Consider the following 14,466-nt stretch of genomic DNA (forward strand, 5'->3'; position numbering starts at 1 on the left):
ATCCGACGTTACCCCAAGTTTACTGGATATCGGTCAGGGTTTGGAATGCAGAAAACCACGAATGGTTTGCACGCAACTTCATTCTTAGGCAGCCAGGATGCTATTGCCCTTGGTGATACAGCGCCCTGTATTCCTCCTCCAGCATGCTCATCATTATGGAGTCATGGTAACGATGCTGGTAGTACAATGCGTCTCGCTGAACCCCTTCGCGCTTGAAACCCACCTTCTCATAAGCCTTGATGGCACGCTCGTTATAATCAAACACCTGCAGCTCGATCCGGTGAAGATGAAGGATTCCGTAGGCGTATTCGAGCAAGAGCTTGATGGCTTCCGGTCCGTACCCCTTGCCGAGATGCTCACCCTTATCAAGGGCGATGCGAATATTCGCATTCCGGTTAACGTAATCGATATCCTGCAGCGCGATATCGCCAATCATCTGATCGCTATCCGATAAAGCGATCAGCAGCAGGATGGTATCGTGATTACCGGATTTCTCCTCGATATACCGACGTACCCCCTCCAGCGTAAAAGCCTGCTTCGTCCCGGTCAGCCGCCGCATTTCCGGATTAAACAGCATTTGAAAATACTCTGCGGTGTCCTCTTCTCCAAAGGGCCGCAAGTAGATCCGCTCGCCTTCAAGAAACCGTACCGGCTTCGTATTTGTTATAGATGAGTTCATGTCGATTGTAACCTCCCGTTTCCTCTGGAACTAAAAATCCCTTATACTATATCAAGAAATTGACCATATCCAAATATGCAGATTCGAATATTTATAAAGGACAGATGATATGAAACAGGTTCCGGTAAATCAAACAGAAATCACATTATTACTGGATGATTCCAGCGTTCCCCTGTATGTACAGTTGTATCGATACATGAAACAACAGATATCCGCCGGGCATTGGCTTCATCCAAGCCGTCTCCCATCGGTTCGAAGGCTTGCCGAACTGCTTGGCATAAGCACCACCCCCATTGAAATGGCTTATCAGCAGCTGCTTGCTGAAGGCTTCATTGCGAGCAAGCCACGGAGCGGATATTTTGTGCAATGGCTAGCCGATGTTCCTTTTGCGCTTCCCGTGGAACCTGCTTCTCCCAAGGGACCTATACTCAAACGACACCATTACTTTAAATATGACTTTCATATGTCCAAAAATGAATACGAATATTTCCCGATGACCGAGTGGAGAAAAGCCTATAACCGTTGCTTGCAGGAAAACAGCACGGCCGACATGCTGTTCTACGGGGATCCGCAGGGTGAAGAAGGGCTGCGTTGCCAGATTGCCAACTATGCCAAACATTTTCGCGGGGTAGCCTGTACGCCTGAACAGGTGATTATCGGGTCTGATCCTTTCCCTCTACTTGATTTGATCAGCAGACTGCTTCTTCCTTACGGAAAGTCCATCGCTGTTGAGAACCCTTGTTATCCACAGCAGCCGGAGGTTTTCCGGCAGAAGGGGTATGATGTCATTCCAATCCCCGTGCTGGAGGATGGGATCAGTCAGCATGAATTGCAGAGCAGCGGAGCAACATTCGTAACCGTCTCCCCCTCCCACCAGTTCCCCACCGGCGTCATTATGCCCATCTCCCGCAGGTTGGCGCTGCTGCAATGGGCACAAGAAACTGGGGGTTTTATTATTGAAGATGACGCTGACGGTGAGTTCCGATACTATGGAAGACCGATTCCGAGCCTCCAAGGGCTGCTGCCCGACAGCCGTGTAATATACCTGGGCGGATTCTCGCAGGTACTGTCCCCTGCCCTTGGAGTCCAATATATGATATTGCCGAAGGTTCTGCTGCCGGATTATCACCGATTAAAGTTCCAGCTCTTTCTCGACTGCACGGCCTCTAAACTGAATCAGATGACACTGGAGCGCTTTTTGCGGGACGGCTATGTTGAACGACATTTGCGGAAAATGAGGATGATACTCCGTAGGAAACATGATCGCCTGATCGGTTCTATTCAACGTCACTTTGGTGGACGTGCTCAAATATCGGGTACAGGCTCCGGGTTTCACCTCATGCTTCGTTTGAACCATCCATTATCCGAAGAGGAACTGGAAGCGCTAGCCGAAGCAAGGGGAATCCGCGTAAGCTCCGCTGCCTATACACGAATGCTTCCTGCCAATGAGCCCAACGAATCGGATCGTAGATCATTCATTCTTGGCTTCGGCGGATTGAAGGAAGATGAGATTGAAGCAGGCATAAAACGGCTTGCTGACTGTTGGCTGGGAGCGGTCCACCTCTAAATATCATAACAACATGAAAAAAGCTGTCCTCTCATTTACCAAAAGGGACAGCTTTTTGATATGTTAGTCTGTATGCCCTTTAAGGCAAACTATAAATCATCCATTAACGTATCGACACTTAAACTGCACGACCGACAATGACCAAATCCCGCTTGATGCCGTCAAGCTCCGCAACCCCGGGGAGAAGCCCCCATTGATCAAAACCGAACTTCTTCAACAGCTTAAGGCTTGGTTCATTATGGCCGAATACAAATCCGACCAGATTACTGACGCGAAGGCGCGGACACTCCTCGATTGCCTTCTGAATCAATATACTGCCGGCACCACTGCCGCGATATTTCTCGTTTACGTATATGCTGATCTCCGCTGTGCCGTTATAGGCTGGACGACCATAAAAGGATTGAAAGCTCATCCATGCAACCATCCCGTCATCGGACCGCATGACCCACAGCGGACGAAAATCGTTGCTGTGCTCTTCAAACCAGCGTATACGGCTCTCCACCGTGACCGGCTCCAGATCGGCGGTTACTTTTCTGCCTGAGATCGTCGAATTGTAAATGTCCACAATGGCCGGCAAATCCTCTTTGACGGCATAATCGATACGGTATTGTTGCGTCACGATGTCCTACCTCCGAATAGATGCGTAATCTTTTTGTACGAGATCTATTGTACAAGAGGCAGCGGAAAAACGCTTCTTTTTTTTCAAGCGGCATTAATTCACGAAGGTGTTGCGCACACACTTGAAGCGGATGAAATACGGGATCCAGATACAGGCGTACAAACATGCACGGACAATTTCGCGTATAAACTGGCCATTATCTTCTTCCACCAAAATCTCTACCTGATTGACCAAAACATTATATAGGAAGATCAAGCCCATAATAAAGGAAAACTTTACTTACGCGATTGAACGCGATACCCTAACATTAATGGTATGACAACCGTCTTCGGATGAAGAAAGGAATGAACTGGATGAACGAACGATTGCAAAGTTTGCAACAATCCATGAATACACAAGGCTGGGATCATGTCCTTGTGACAGACCCCAAGCATGTTTACTATTTGACCGGATTTGCGAATGATCCCCATGAGCGTTTTCTGGGCCTGCTCCTCTCCTCAGCGAATGAACCGGTGCTGATTGTGCCCGCATTGGATGCAGACGCAGCCGCGGCCGCTTCAACGGTTAAGCATATTGTCACGCATCAGGATACCGATAATCCGTATCTCTTGCTGAAGCAGCAGGTTCAAGGCGCAGCCGGTACGCTGGCCGTTGAGAAGGATCAGCTCACCGTTTCCCGTTATGAACAGCTGCAGCAGCAAGTGAACGCGAACCGGATCGAGGATGTTGGCGCTGTGCTCCGGGAGCTCCGAATTCGAAAGTCGGCCGATGAAGTGAAGATCATCAAACATGCAGTAAGACTGGTTGAAGATGTGCTGACACAAGGCCTGGCCCATGTAAAAATCGGCGTCACCGAGATTGAGGTTGTCGCAGAGCTGGAGTACTTAATGAAAAAGATGGGTGCGGATGCTCCGTCCTTCGCCACAATGGTATTATCCGGCCCCAATACCGCCTTGCCTCACGGTGTTCCCGGTACGCGCCGGATTGAAGCAGGAGATCTGCTCATGTTCGATTTGGGAGTGTATGCAGGTGGTTATGCGTCGGATATTACACGTACCTTTGCCGTAGGCGAGCTGAAGCCCGAAGCCATCAACATCTATGAGACGGTTCTCGCAGCGAACCTGGCCGGCATTCAGGCCGTAAAACCCGGCGTAACTTATGGCTCAATTGACCAAGCGGCTCGCAAAGTGATTGATGACGCAGGGTACGGACATGCTTTTGTACATCGCTTGGGTCATGGGCTTGGCATGGATGTCCACGAATATCCATCCATCCACGGTTTGAACCAGGATATTTTGCAGCCTGGGGCGGTATTCACGATCGAGCCCGGCATTTATCTGCAAGGCGTAGGCGGCGTACGGATTGAGGACGATGTGATCGTAACCGAGGATGGCGTCGAGGTGCTCACCTCCTTCCCGAAAGAACTGACCATTATCGGATAAGCAATTTTCAGCATAAGAAAAAAGCCCGGATTACCGCTTCACTTACGGTATTCGGGCTTTCTCTATGTACCAGAAAAGCCATCCTCCGGCAGAAACAGTGCCTTGAAGATGGCTCCCACAGATATGTTAAGCCTGAACCATATCCAGTTCAATATTATCGTCGTTGTACACGTCTTTGTCCACTTCATTCATGACTTTCCCGGTAATCACACCGGCTGTCATGGAGTCATTTACGTTCAGTGCCGTCCGTCCCATATCGATCAGCGGCTCGACGGAGATTAACAGACCCGCCAAGGCAACCGGGAGGTTCATCGTGGAGAGCACGATGAGCGATGCGAAGGTAGCTCCGCCTCCGACACCCGCCACGCCGAAGGAACTGATCATAACGACCACGATCAGGGTAAGGATGAACGACCATGAGGTCGGGTCCACGCCGGCTGTCGGCGCAATCATAACGGCCAGCATGGCAGGATAAATGCCCGCGCAGCCGTTCTGCCCAATCGTGGCACCAAATGATGCCGAGAGGTTCGCGATACCTTCCGAAACGCCCAGCTTTTTGTTCTGGGTCTGCACGTTAAGCGGGATCGTGGCCGCGCTGGAACGTGACGTAAAGGCAAAGGTCAGCGTCGGGAACACCTTTTTCACATATTTGAGCGGGTTAAACCCGAATATCGCCAGCAGCACCAGATGGATAATGAACATGGCGATCAAAGCCACATACGACGCCAGGACGAAATCGATCAGATTCATGATCACCGCAAGATCGGTCGTGGCGATCGTTTTGGCCATGAGTGCCAGAATCCCGTAAGGCGTCAGACGAAGCACCAGCGTCACGATACGCATCACCACGCCATAGACCGCAGAGATCATGTTGCGGAACGTTTCCGCCTGCTCTTTGTTTTTTCGGTCCAACCCGAGAACGGCGATCCCAACGAATGCCGAGAAAATGACGACCGCAATCGTCGAAGTTCTTCGTGCTCCCGTCATGTCGGCAAACGGATTGCTCGGAATGAAATCCAGGATCTGTTGCGGCAGCGTACGGCCCTCAACATCCCCGAGCCGTTCTTGCAGCAGTGCACCCTGCTGCTCCTCCGCAGCACCGCCTTGGATATTGACGGCGGACAAATCGAACGCCAGCGCGGTCGTAATCCCGACGGCAGCGGCTACGGCTGTCGTCAAAAGCAGCACCGTAATGATAAGCCCGCTCATTTTGCCCAGATTCTTTCCGCCCTTCAGCTTCATGATGGCCGATATGATCGACACCATGATCAGCGGAATGACCATCATTTGCAGCAGCCTAACGTAGCCGTAGCCTATCAAATTAAACCAATCGGTGGATTTCACCACCACATCGGAGGTCGAAGTATAGATGAGCTGCAGTGCCACTCCGAACAACACACCCAGTCCAAGTCCGGCAAACACGCGCTTGGTAAACGAGATATGCTTTTTCTGCATCCAATATAAAATACCGACCAGCAGAATCAGAACAAGGACATTGATGATAACCCAAAGCGTTTCCATCCTAATGATTCCTCCCATTCTTTAGATAAGGATATAGGTGCTCCATCCTCATGTCATAAGTGCGCTAGTATGTATTCATATCCATTACAGCCCACTCTAAACATATCATTACCCGATTGAGAAAATTCCTGCCAAAAATCGTTGTATTCTCATCGATGCGGATTATATCGACTATGTTGATCGGATTACCACTGATATCGCTCCACTATCATATCATGTAAACTTCAAAAGGAGAACCACAAATATTAACACAACCGTTTCAATCAGTTCATTGAGCGCTCCGTAAGTATCCCCCGTCAGTCCTCCAAGTCTTCGGGTCATCCGTTCTGCCGTTAAACTGCCAGCGGCCCAGGCTATGAATGGTATGACAAGAATTCCTCCGATTCCAATCATCCCAAGATTAATCTCGCCTGCCGTGATCCATAGCAAACCTACAATAACTAGCGTTAACAAGACAGCCATTACGCCTGCCAGTGATCTCCTGCCGGCGGTCAATCCATGAAATAGAGCGGCAAGCCCCTCACTTCCCCGTGCCATCGGCCAGCGATACATCGCATGGACCATAAACCAGCGGCTCCAAACCGGAGCGAGCACCAGTAGCCATGCCTCTTGTTTCCATACCCCGGTTGATAAATCCCATATAGACATGATCAAGGAAGCTTTCAAAAGGAGCAACAGCATACACGCCATGACCCCCATTGCACCTACACGGCTATCCTTCATGATTTCCAGCATCTTCTCACGCGACCGATGGCTAAGCAGCGCATCAGCACTATCCATCCAGCCATCGAGGTGCAGCCCTCCCGTCAGCGCAACCCATACAACCAGCAGGATGACGGCAGCGGGAAAGGAAGGCAGCACAAAGCTTACCCCCAGTCCCAATCCGGCAACGATTACACCAATAACCGCCCCCACCAATGGATAAAAAACGACGCTCCGTTGTTGCACGTCCGGCGTAAAAGGAATTTCCCTCCGCACCGGCAGCCTCGATAGAAATTGAAAAGCGGCCGCAGCCGCTTCGATCATCTTGCTCATATGAGATACTCCTTGCTCTTGATTTCCATCGGAATTCCCGCAGTCACCAAAAATACTTCATCACATATCTGAGCCAGTCTCTGATTCATGATCCCTGCCCAGTCGCGATATATTCGGCCTAGCGGATATTCCGGAACGATCCCCGAACCCACTTCATTTGTTACCAAAATGACCATTCCCGGATAACCCTGTACCGCTCTTGCGAGCCTGCCGATTTGAAGTCCCAGCCGTTCTTCCATCGCAGCACTTCCTTCAGGCTCAGCTTGCAGCAGCACATTCGTAAGCCACAGCGTCAGGCAGTCCACTACCACCGCAGGAGCATTGGGTTGCGATTGGCCCAGCGTATCCAGCAGTTCCGGCAGGGCGACAGGCTCCTCGACCGTCTCCCAACCATAGGCTGAATCATGCCGACGGTCTTGATGAATTCGGATCCGTTCCCTCATTTCATCGTCATAGGCTTGCGCAGTCGCCACATACGTTCCGGACTCCGAGCGCTTCATGCACAGCTTCTCCGCGAATGAGCTCTTTCCGCTTCTGGCCCCACCCGTGACTAACACACTTCCACGATGGCTCATACGGCCCCTCCGCTGATTCCGGCGCTCTCAAACGTCGCCATCTCATGCATGATCCGGCACGCCGCCTCGACCAGATGCAGGCACAGTACTCCGCCTGTACCCTCGCCAAGACGCATGTCCATTTGCAGCATCGGATGCAGCCCCAGCTCTTTCAACAGAAGCACATGCGCCTGTTCATGCGAAACATGAGAGGCAATCATATAGGAGAGGGCGTCCGGGCAGATGTATTTGGCAACCAGGGCAGCCGCACTGGATATGAAGCCGTCAATGATAACGGGACAACCGTGGGCAGCCGCACCCAGAATCAGTCCAGCCAATCCACCGATTTCATATCCTCCGACTTTGGCGAGCACGTCAATGGGATCATTGGCATGAGGTCTATTAACTTGTATAGCCTGTTCCACAACTCGAATCTTATGTAGCAGCCGTTCATCGGTTACGCCCGTTCCCCTTCCCACAACTTCAGATGGCTGATTGCCGGACAGAACGGAGAAGATCGCCGCACTCGGTGTCGTGTTCCCAATGCCCATCTCCCCGGTCACGAACATTTGCGTTCCTTGCGATACCAACTTGGCGGCTACCTCTGCACCGGTTACAAGGGACTGCAGTGCCGCTTCCTTTGTCATCGCGGGCCCTTTGGCCATATTGGCGGTTCCTCTGCCAACGTTTTGCGACATCAGCTTCTCATGCTTCAGCTCGATTGCGACCCCGATATCCACACAATGCACGTCTGCCCCCGCCTGACGCGCCAGCACATTCACAGCAGCCCCTCCATTCAGGAAGTTCATGACCATCTGGGGCGTTACCTCAGCCGGAAATGCGCTGACTCCTTCTTCACAGACTCCATGATCACCTGCCATGACAACGACGGATTTTTTGGTGAACGACGGCTTCATATTCCCTGTAATGCCCGCTAATTGGATCGCTAGCGCCTCCAGCTTACCCAGACTGCCCGGAGGCTTCGTCAGCGTGTCCAAATAAGCGGCTGTTTCGTTCTGCACCTCGACATTCAGCGGTTTAATGTTAGCAATGATGTGATTTAAACGATTAACGATTGTATCCGTCAATGAAACGACCTCCTTGTATCTTGTTCCTAAATCTTACATCCTAAAGCGGAACATGCGGCAACATCGGTCAGGACCACGTGCTATTAGCCGTTAACAGCACCTGCGGAGCACCATTCTCGGGATGGGCCACAATCGAGGGCTCCACCCGGAAAATATGACGTATATACGCCGCTGTCAAAACTTCCTCCGGCTTGCCAACCCCGGCGATCTTTCCCTGATCAAGCACCAGCAGTTTATCGCAAAATTGGGCCGCCAGATTCAGATCATGCAGTACGCTGATCACCGTAATCCCAGACGAATTCCGCCACTCCGCCACCATATCCATGAACTGAAGCTGATAGTGGATATCCAGATAGGTCGTCGGTTCATCCAGCATCAGCAGGGAAGGCTCCTGGACCATTACCTTGCCAAGCGCGACACGCTGGCGTTGACCGCCGCTTAACTCGGTAAGCCGCCGTTCTTCCAGACCATTCAGATCCAGCTTTCGGATAATGGCCTCAATGAGCGGTGCTGCATCCTTATCTTCACGGCCAAGCCAGTTCAGGAATGGGAATCTTCCCATCTCCAGCACTTCCCGGACGGTAAAATCGGTAGGATCAAGCCCTTCCTGCTGAAGCACCGCCACGATCCGGGCCAGTGCCTTTCGATTATAGTGTCCAAGTGCCTTGCCCCGAAGCGTCACACTTCCTTGCGTAGGACTCTCCACACCGGATAACAGCTGCATCAGGGTGGATTTACCGCTTCCGTTCGGACCGATGATTCCCCACCATTCCCCTTCGGCAATGTGAAGGTCCACGCCTTCAAGAATCGGCACCTTGCCATATGCTTTGCCAAGTCCTTGAGCTGTAATCATGATAGACCCTCCCTGCGCCGTTTTTTGTTCCGGTATAGCAAATACGCAAAGAATGGAGCGCCTATGAATGCCGTAACCACACCGAGCGGTATTTCCGTTGGTGCCAGCACGGACCGTGCCGCCGTATCGCACCAGACCATGAATATCGCGCCGCCCAGAGCCGACAGTGGAACAATGACGCGGTAATCGGAGCCGGTGATCAGCCGGATCATATGCGGTACCACAAGTCCCACGAATCCAATCACGCCGGAGACCGACACGGCTGCGGCAGCGAGCAGAGTAGCAACGATGAGCACGCTGGTCTTCAACCGATCCACATTCAAGCCCATATGGGCGGCCTGCCGTTCCCCCAGCGACAAAATATTAAGCGCTCGCGACCTGCTCCATAAGTAGATAAAACCTGCGATAAAATACGGGAAAAGGATGGCCGTATACGACCATCCACGCATGCTCAGGCTCCCCATCGTCCAGTACAGGATCTGGTTTACCGTATCTTTGGACATGACCGTCAGAAAGGAAACGACGGCGCCCAGAAACGACTGCATCACCACGCCGGACAGAATGAGCCCGTGGATCGGCAGTTTTCCTTGATCCCTTGCCAACAGCAGAACGGCCCATAGGGTGCCTGCTCCGGTCAGAAACGCTACAAGCGGGAGCGTGTAACCTCCGGCAAAGGAATATTCCATCCCGAAAAAAATCAGGGATGCTGCGCCAAGCGCAGCACCCGAGGATACACCAAGCGTAAACGGATCCGCCAGCGGATTGCGCAACACCCCTTGAAAGGCGGCTCCGGCGACAGCCAGGGAGGCTCCTACGAGCATCCCCAGCAATATGCGCGGCAATCTCACCTTCATTAAGATTTGCTCGGATGGAGCTTCCCAGCCCGGAACGATGGAATCGCCGATTCCCGGCAGCCGGTGCAGCAGCATCGCCCCAATCTCTCTCACAGGCAGGTGCACGGAGCCAATTCCGAGACTGACAACCAAGGTTAACAGTAATAGGATTATGCCGGCCGCACCGAATCCTGCAAGTTTTTTACTCATGGATTCATCAGTTCCGGATAAACGGCCTTCGCCACTTCCACCAACCCTTGCGTCACACGGGGACCCGGACGGCTCAACAGATTCGCATCCACGGATATGACTTGATCGTTCTTGATGGCTTTGATCTGATCCCAGCCGTCGCGCTCCTTAATCAGCTGATCCAATGTTTTCTTGGTTGCTTCATCAACCACATCGTCCGTGTACAGAATGACGTCGGGGTTCGCAGCAATAATATTTTCCTCACTGATTTCGAACCAGCCTTCCGCATCGCCGGCTGCGTTAACGCCGCCAGCTAAGGTGATGATCTCATCCATAAACTCACCCTTGCCGACGGTCCAGCCTGGAGAGAATTCGACATACACTTTCTTCTTGTCTTCATCCTTCACGGATTTCACGGCTTCCGTAACGGTAGCCAATTCCTGCTTCATCTGATCCACGACCGCTTTCGCCTCCGCTTGACGGTCCGTAATTTGTCCGATCAGTTCGATGTTCTCCATCACGGCATCAATGGTTTTCGGATCATTGACGAACAGGGTAACGCCAAGCTCACGCAATTTCTCAGCATTCTGAGCATTCATCGAAGCCGCAAATACCACATCGGCATCGGCTGCAATAATAGCCTCTTCATTCACTTGGAACCCGCCCAATTTAGGCTTGGATTTGGCCGCTTCCGGATAATCGTCATTATCGGACACGCCAACGATTTCCTCATCCAGGCCCAAAGCGAACAGTTTTTCCGTCTCGGACGGTGTCAGGGATGCAATTTTGGCCGGAGCTTTCTCAAACGTCATTTCAACCCCGGTTGAATCCTTAACGGTCAGCGGATACGTCGTTTTAAGCTCTTCGCCGGAATCCGCTGGCACTTCGTTATTCTGCTCTTCCTGTTGTGCAGGCGGCGTTGTATCCTTCGGCGCCGCTTCTTCGCCTCCACAGCTAATCAAGGCCAGAGCCATCAGTATGGCTACCAGAAGTACGGACCATGTTTTGTTTAATGCTTTCATCTCTTGAAATCCCCCTATACATAATTGAGAACCTGGCGCTGTGAGTTTACATTCCTTCGACCGATCCTTACCGGGAGAAAAATATCAATCGTCATACTCCAAAGAAAAGCAAAAATCCCTGACTCCTCGTAAACAAGGACTCAGGGATTACGTTTTAACATAAGGACATCTGGATAACCGTTCACAGATAGCGCCTTAAACTTCCGCCCACACATGCTGCATGGGTCCGGCAAACGTAATCCTCTCCTCGAAGGACCGTCATTCATTCGCCGAGGGCAGGTCTCCTGACTTGCAGGCTGTAACGACTTCTCCGCCTTCCCAAGCGCTATGGCTCAGTGGCATATGAAGAAGTCCCTGCTTCACAGTGGCGGGACCGTGCCGGACTTGCACCGGCTTCCCTATTAACCCGGCAGAAGGCAACAACGCCTTCTGTCCGGGACCCTCGCAAATAATATGAATTTATGTATGTTAGGCCAAGCATGGTTTCTCTGCCCAACATTATAGGCGATAAACCTTCCTCTTACAACCGAAAGATTCGGTCATTTCAAATGCCTTATGATACGGATTTATCCCGTTATCGCCCATTCCGCACCGATATCATACGATTTCATTTATTCGCTTAACCGCACGCCTTGCCAGCGTTTTTCATCCCATGTCAATTGCAGCTTAAGCTCCTCGCCCGGTGACACCTGCGTTTCCCAGAATTCCGTATGCGGAAGGGTAGCTGCCGCGATCTGCCGGATGACGCCCCCATGGGTGACCACAAGCACATCCAACTCGATCCTCTGTGTCCCACAACCATAACCGGCTGCCTCTGCCTCTGCCTCTGCCTGCACAAGGGTATCCGGATCTTCCTCCACATGCAACAGTTCCTTCAAATCCAAATACAATCCGGTCAAGAATGCCTGAATCCGGGAACAGAACGCTTCCCAGCTCTCCCCATTTGGCGGCGTAACTTCTGCGGGGTTATCAATCCAGCACCGATAGGAGATATCCGACTTCAAGTCCTCGTAGGTGTTCCCTTCCCAATCCCCGAAATCGAGCTCACGCAGCCGCAGATCATACTCGACCCCTGGAATGAGCCTGCCCGGATCTTCATCATCAGGAATAGCGGACATTGTTGAGTCCGATAGGATAACATTCAGCGTCTGCCTGCATCGAAGGAGATCACTGCAATAGATCCGGACAAACTGCTTGGTACAAAACCTTTCCCGCAGCGGGAGGAGCTGCTGTCTTCCTTCCACCAGAATCCCCTGATTCTCGTGACCGAGATAACGGTGCTCCTCGTTCCATAACGTGCGGCCATGACGGATCAGATGCAGGGTAATCCTCATATCCATAACCTCCCCCCTGCTGCGGCAACAAGCCCAAGCACCACGGTACCCAGTATCGTAAACAATACCGATACGCCCAGCAGCAGACGATTTGTCACCTGAATATCCTCCGCTTCAAGCGGGCGTTCGGGGTCCCCCATGTAAGCCCGGAACGAGATCACGCCTTGATAGGAATTCTCGCCACCCAGACGAATGCCCAGCGCACCGGCAACGGCCGATTCCGAGAAGCCGCTGTTCGGACTGGGGTGCTTTCGCGCATCCCTTCTGACCATCTTGATCGCTTTTTTCCATTGCAGCGAGAACATCGCAGCCACCACGGTCAACAGTCCTGCCGTCAGACGTGCCGGTATCCAATTGGCGATATCGTCCAGCCTTGCGGATGCCCAGCCGATATGCTGGTATTTGTCATTTTTATAACCGACCATGGAGTCGAGCGTGTTCACGGCCCGGTAGGCCATCGCCAGCGGCGCTCCCCCGATCAGGGCAAAAAACAACGGAGCGATGACCGCATCCACGATATTCTCCGCAACCGTCTCCACTGTTCCCCGCACGATCTCCGGCTCATCCAGATGGCCGGTGTCTCGCCCGACAACCATGCTGAGCGCGCGCCTGGCCTCCCCGATATGGCCGGAACGAAGATGGCCATAGACCTCCAATCCTGCTTCACGCAGCCCCTTGATAGCAATCGTAGTCGCAATAAGCACGATCTCCACTCCCCAAGCAAGCCAAGGATGAATCGCTGCACACAACAACAGCAGCAGCCATGCCAGTATGAAGGAGCCGCCGGCCACGATCACCGGCAGCAGAATGCCCGCCCGCTTCAGGCTCTGGGCGGAAGTCGCCCAATGACGTATCCAGCCTTCAACCCGGCGGATGGCTTTCCCCATGCCAATGACGGGATGGGGGAGCCATCTCGGATCTCCAATCAGCAGGTCCAGCACGACCGCTGCCCAAATGACCCACACGACGGTCATATCCGGTTCTCTCTTTCGGAGACAATGCTTTCCGTAACACTCTCGTAGACAAGGCGGCCGATCATGCCGCCCAGATCAGTTGCGGTTCCGGCATAATGGTGGTTCACGCCATACGCTGCATTGCCGCTGACCCCAAGGACCATCGCGTCCGTCGTCGTTCCGGTCGCGACGGCTCCGGTTTCATGATCCTTCACGCCCAGGTCATGCAGCGCCGCGGCTTTCGCTTCCGTCGCCGTCAGCGTGGCGTTCACCATGCAAGTCGGCGTCATCATCCCGTCCACCATCAGCATGATATTAATCGTGCCCGGCTGGTAAGCCGCAAACGTCGTACGGCTCGACCCGGCGCGGGCTGCATTGCCCACGCCGGCGGTGGTACAGCACAGGATGGAAGCCTGTTCACTCCGCTCTTCCCGGATGGAAGCATATTTCAGTTTTACCGCCGTCATCAATCCAGCTGTAGATTCAGCCGGATAACCGTGAGCAGCTATAAAGTTAGACATATCGTTCACGGGGTCGCTGCAATCGTAATGTTTGTCCACATAACGATTCACGATATGATCCAAGCTTACGAATCCGCCGCCGTAAATAGCGCTGCTTATGGACGCAGCCGGCTCCGGAAGCGATATCCGGATATGCGGATGCTGCAGCTCCGATTCGAGGGACGCCACCACTCCCGGCCACGCATTAGAAAGATATAGATGATTCTTGCCTTCCAGAAAAGGTACTGCCATGTTTCTCTCTCCCTACTCTCTATGA

15 protein-coding genes and 1 riboswitch are annotated in these 14,466 nt (G+C 52.5%); of the genes, 2 read left to right on the plus strand and 13 right to left on the minus strand.

The window, feature by feature from the left end:
- Nucleotides 1-100 precede the first annotated feature (100 nt).
- Entirely contained in the window at nt 101-679 is a 579-nt protein-coding gene (locus tag J7E85_RS28965) for a GNAT family N-acetyltransferase (RefSeq protein ID WP_215163377.1), read from the minus strand.
- Between the two features lie 109 nt (nt 680-788).
- Between J7E85_RS28965 and pdxR the strand changes: the two genes are divergently transcribed.
- Nucleotides 789-2,246 (plus strand): MocR-like pyridoxine biosynthesis transcription factor PdxR, encoded by a 1,458-nt coding sequence (gene pdxR / locus J7E85_RS28970; protein WP_215163378.1) that lies wholly within the window; start codon nt 789-791, stop codon nt 2,244-2,246.
- Nucleotides 2,247-2,364: 118 nt separating this feature from the next.
- On the opposite strand, the gene J7E85_RS28975 is transcribed toward pdxR, so the two are convergent.
- Both J7E85_RS28975 and J7E85_RS34975 read right to left on the minus strand, forming a co-directional pair.
- Nucleotides 2,365-2,865: a GNAT family N-acetyltransferase gene (locus tag J7E85_RS28975; RefSeq protein ID WP_215163379.1), complete on the minus strand. Its 501-nt coding sequence runs from the start codon at nt 2,863-2,865 to the stop codon at nt 2,365-2,367.
- Between the two features lie 93 nt (nt 2,866-2,958).
- Nucleotides 2,959-3,126, minus strand: coding sequence for a DUF2569 family protein (locus tag J7E85_RS34975; RefSeq protein ID WP_353049576.1), 168 nt, complete (start codon nt 3,124-3,126; stop codon nt 2,959-2,961).
- A 92-nt stretch (nt 3,127-3,218) separates the two neighbouring features.
- Between J7E85_RS34975 and J7E85_RS28985 the strand changes: the two genes are divergently transcribed.
- Nucleotides 3,219-4,307, plus strand: coding sequence for a M24 family metallopeptidase (locus tag J7E85_RS28985; protein WP_215163426.1), 1,089 nt, complete (start codon nt 3,219-3,221; stop codon nt 4,305-4,307).
- A 126-nt stretch (nt 4,308-4,433) separates the two neighbouring features.
- Here J7E85_RS28985 and J7E85_RS28990 read toward each other — a convergent pair whose 3' ends face one another.
- From J7E85_RS28990 to J7E85_RS29035, 10 genes are all read right to left on the minus strand, one after another.
- A complete protein-coding gene (locus J7E85_RS28990; RefSeq protein WP_215163381.1) occupies nt 4,434-5,828 on the minus strand; it encodes an L-cystine transporter in 1,395 nt (464 codons plus the stop codon).
- A 213-nt stretch (nt 5,829-6,041) separates the two neighbouring features.
- The gene (gene cobS / locus J7E85_RS28995) at nt 6,042-6,863 is read right to left on the minus strand and encodes an adenosylcobinamide-GDP ribazoletransferase (protein WP_215163382.1); all 822 of its coding nucleotides are present in this window, start codon (nt 6,861-6,863) and stop codon (nt 6,042-6,044) included.
- Complete coding sequence (gene cobU, locus J7E85_RS29000) at nt 6,860-7,438, minus strand: bifunctional adenosylcobinamide kinase/adenosylcobinamide-phosphate guanylyltransferase (RefSeq protein ID WP_215163383.1); 579 nt, start codon at nt 7,436-7,438, stop codon at nt 6,860-6,862. The genes cobS and cobU overlap by 4 nt, the downstream gene beginning before the upstream one ends.
- A complete protein-coding gene (gene cobT / locus J7E85_RS29005; RefSeq protein WP_215163384.1) occupies nt 7,435-8,505 on the minus strand; it encodes a nicotinate-nucleotide--dimethylbenzimidazole phosphoribosyltransferase in 1,071 nt (356 codons plus the stop codon). The genes cobU and cobT overlap by 4 nt, the downstream gene beginning before the upstream one ends.
- Nucleotides 8,506-8,572: 67 nt before the next feature.
- On the minus strand, nt 8,573-9,358 hold the full coding sequence (locus tag J7E85_RS29010) for an ABC transporter ATP-binding protein (RefSeq protein WP_215163385.1): 786 nt from the start codon (nt 9,356-9,358) through the stop codon (nt 8,573-8,575).
- Complete coding sequence (locus tag J7E85_RS29015) at nt 9,355-10,401, minus strand: FecCD family ABC transporter permease (RefSeq protein ID WP_215163386.1); 1,047 nt, start codon at nt 10,399-10,401, stop codon at nt 9,355-9,357. Before J7E85_RS29015 ends, J7E85_RS29010 begins: the two co-directional genes overlap by 4 nt.
- Nucleotides 10,398-11,402, minus strand: coding sequence for an ABC transporter substrate-binding protein (locus J7E85_RS29020; RefSeq protein WP_215163387.1), 1,005 nt, complete (start codon nt 11,400-11,402; stop codon nt 10,398-10,400). Before J7E85_RS29020 ends, J7E85_RS29015 begins: the two co-directional genes overlap by 4 nt.
- A gap of 257 nt (nt 11,403-11,659) precedes the next feature.
- Nucleotides 11,660-11,861, minus strand: a riboswitch (cobalamin riboswitch).
- A gap of 152 nt (nt 11,862-12,013) precedes the next feature.
- Nucleotides 12,014-12,742 carry a histidine phosphatase family protein gene (locus J7E85_RS29025; protein WP_215163388.1) on the minus strand — a complete coding sequence of 243 codons (729 nt, stop codon included), beginning with the start codon at nt 12,740-12,742 and terminating at the stop codon, nt 12,014-12,016.
- Nucleotides 12,733-13,710, minus strand: a complete 978-nt coding sequence (gene cbiB / locus J7E85_RS29030; RefSeq protein WP_215163389.1) for an adenosylcobinamide-phosphate synthase CbiB — start codon at nt 13,708-13,710, stop codon at nt 12,733-12,735. The genes J7E85_RS29025 and cbiB overlap by 10 nt, the downstream gene beginning before the upstream one ends.
- Nucleotides 13,707-14,441, minus strand: a complete 735-nt coding sequence (locus tag J7E85_RS29035) for an adenosylcobinamide amidohydrolase (RefSeq protein WP_215163390.1) — start codon at nt 14,439-14,441, stop codon at nt 13,707-13,709. Before J7E85_RS29035 ends, cbiB begins: the two co-directional genes overlap by 4 nt.
- Nucleotides 14,442-14,466 lie beyond the last annotated feature (25 nt).

Origin of the sequence: Paenibacillus sp. ISL-20, assembly GCF_018613005.1 — a bacterium.
In the GTDB taxonomy this organism is placed as follows: domain Bacteria; phylum Bacillota; class Bacilli; order Paenibacillales; family Paenibacillaceae; genus Paenibacillus_AQ.

Excerpts from the sequence above, each read along its gene's own strand:
- J7E85_RS29010 (WP_215163385.1), bottom strand. The coding sequence starts at position 9,358 with ATGATTACAGCTCAAGGACTTGGCAAAGCATATGGCAAGGTGCCGATT.
- pdxR (WP_215163378.1), top strand. The coding sequence starts at position 789 with ATGAAACAGGTTCCGGTAAATCAAACAGAAATCACATTATTACTGGAT.
- J7E85_RS29020 (WP_215163387.1), bottom strand. The coding sequence starts at position 11,402 with ATGAAAGCATTAAACAAAACATGGTCCGTACTTCTGGTAGCCATACTG.
- J7E85_RS29025 (WP_215163388.1), bottom strand. The coding sequence starts at position 12,742 with ATGGATATGAGGATTACCCTGCATCTGATCCGTCATGGCCGCACGTTA.
- cbiB (WP_215163389.1), bottom strand. The coding sequence starts at position 13,710 with ATGACCGTCGTGTGGGTCATTTGGGCAGCGGTCGTGCTGGACCTGCTG.
- J7E85_RS29015 (WP_215163386.1), bottom strand. The coding sequence starts at position 10,401 with ATGAGTAAAAAACTTGCAGGATTCGGTGCGGCCGGCATAATCCTATTA.
- J7E85_RS34975 (WP_353049576.1), bottom strand. The coding sequence starts at position 3,126 with ATGGGCTTGATCTTCCTATATAATGTTTTGGTCAATCAGGTAGAGATT.
- J7E85_RS28990 (WP_215163381.1), bottom strand. The coding sequence starts at position 5,828 with ATGGAAACGCTTTGGGTTATCATCAATGTCCTTGTTCTGATTCTGCTG.
- J7E85_RS28965 (WP_215163377.1), bottom strand. The coding sequence starts at position 679 with ATGAACTCATCTATAACAAATACGAAGCCGGTACGGTTTCTTGAAGGC.
- cobU (WP_215163383.1), bottom strand. The coding sequence starts at position 7,438 with ATGAGCCATCGTGGAAGTGTGTTAGTCACGGGTGGGGCCAGAAGCGGA.
- J7E85_RS28985 (WP_215163426.1), top strand. The coding sequence starts at position 3,219 with ATGAACGAACGATTGCAAAGTTTGCAACAATCCATGAATACACAAGGC.
- J7E85_RS29035 (WP_215163390.1), bottom strand. The coding sequence starts at position 14,441 with ATGGCAGTACCTTTTCTGGAAGGCAAGAATCATCTATATCTTTCTAAT.
- cobS (WP_215163382.1), bottom strand. The coding sequence starts at position 6,863 with ATGAGCAAGATGATCGAAGCGGCTGCGGCCGCTTTTCAATTTCTATCG.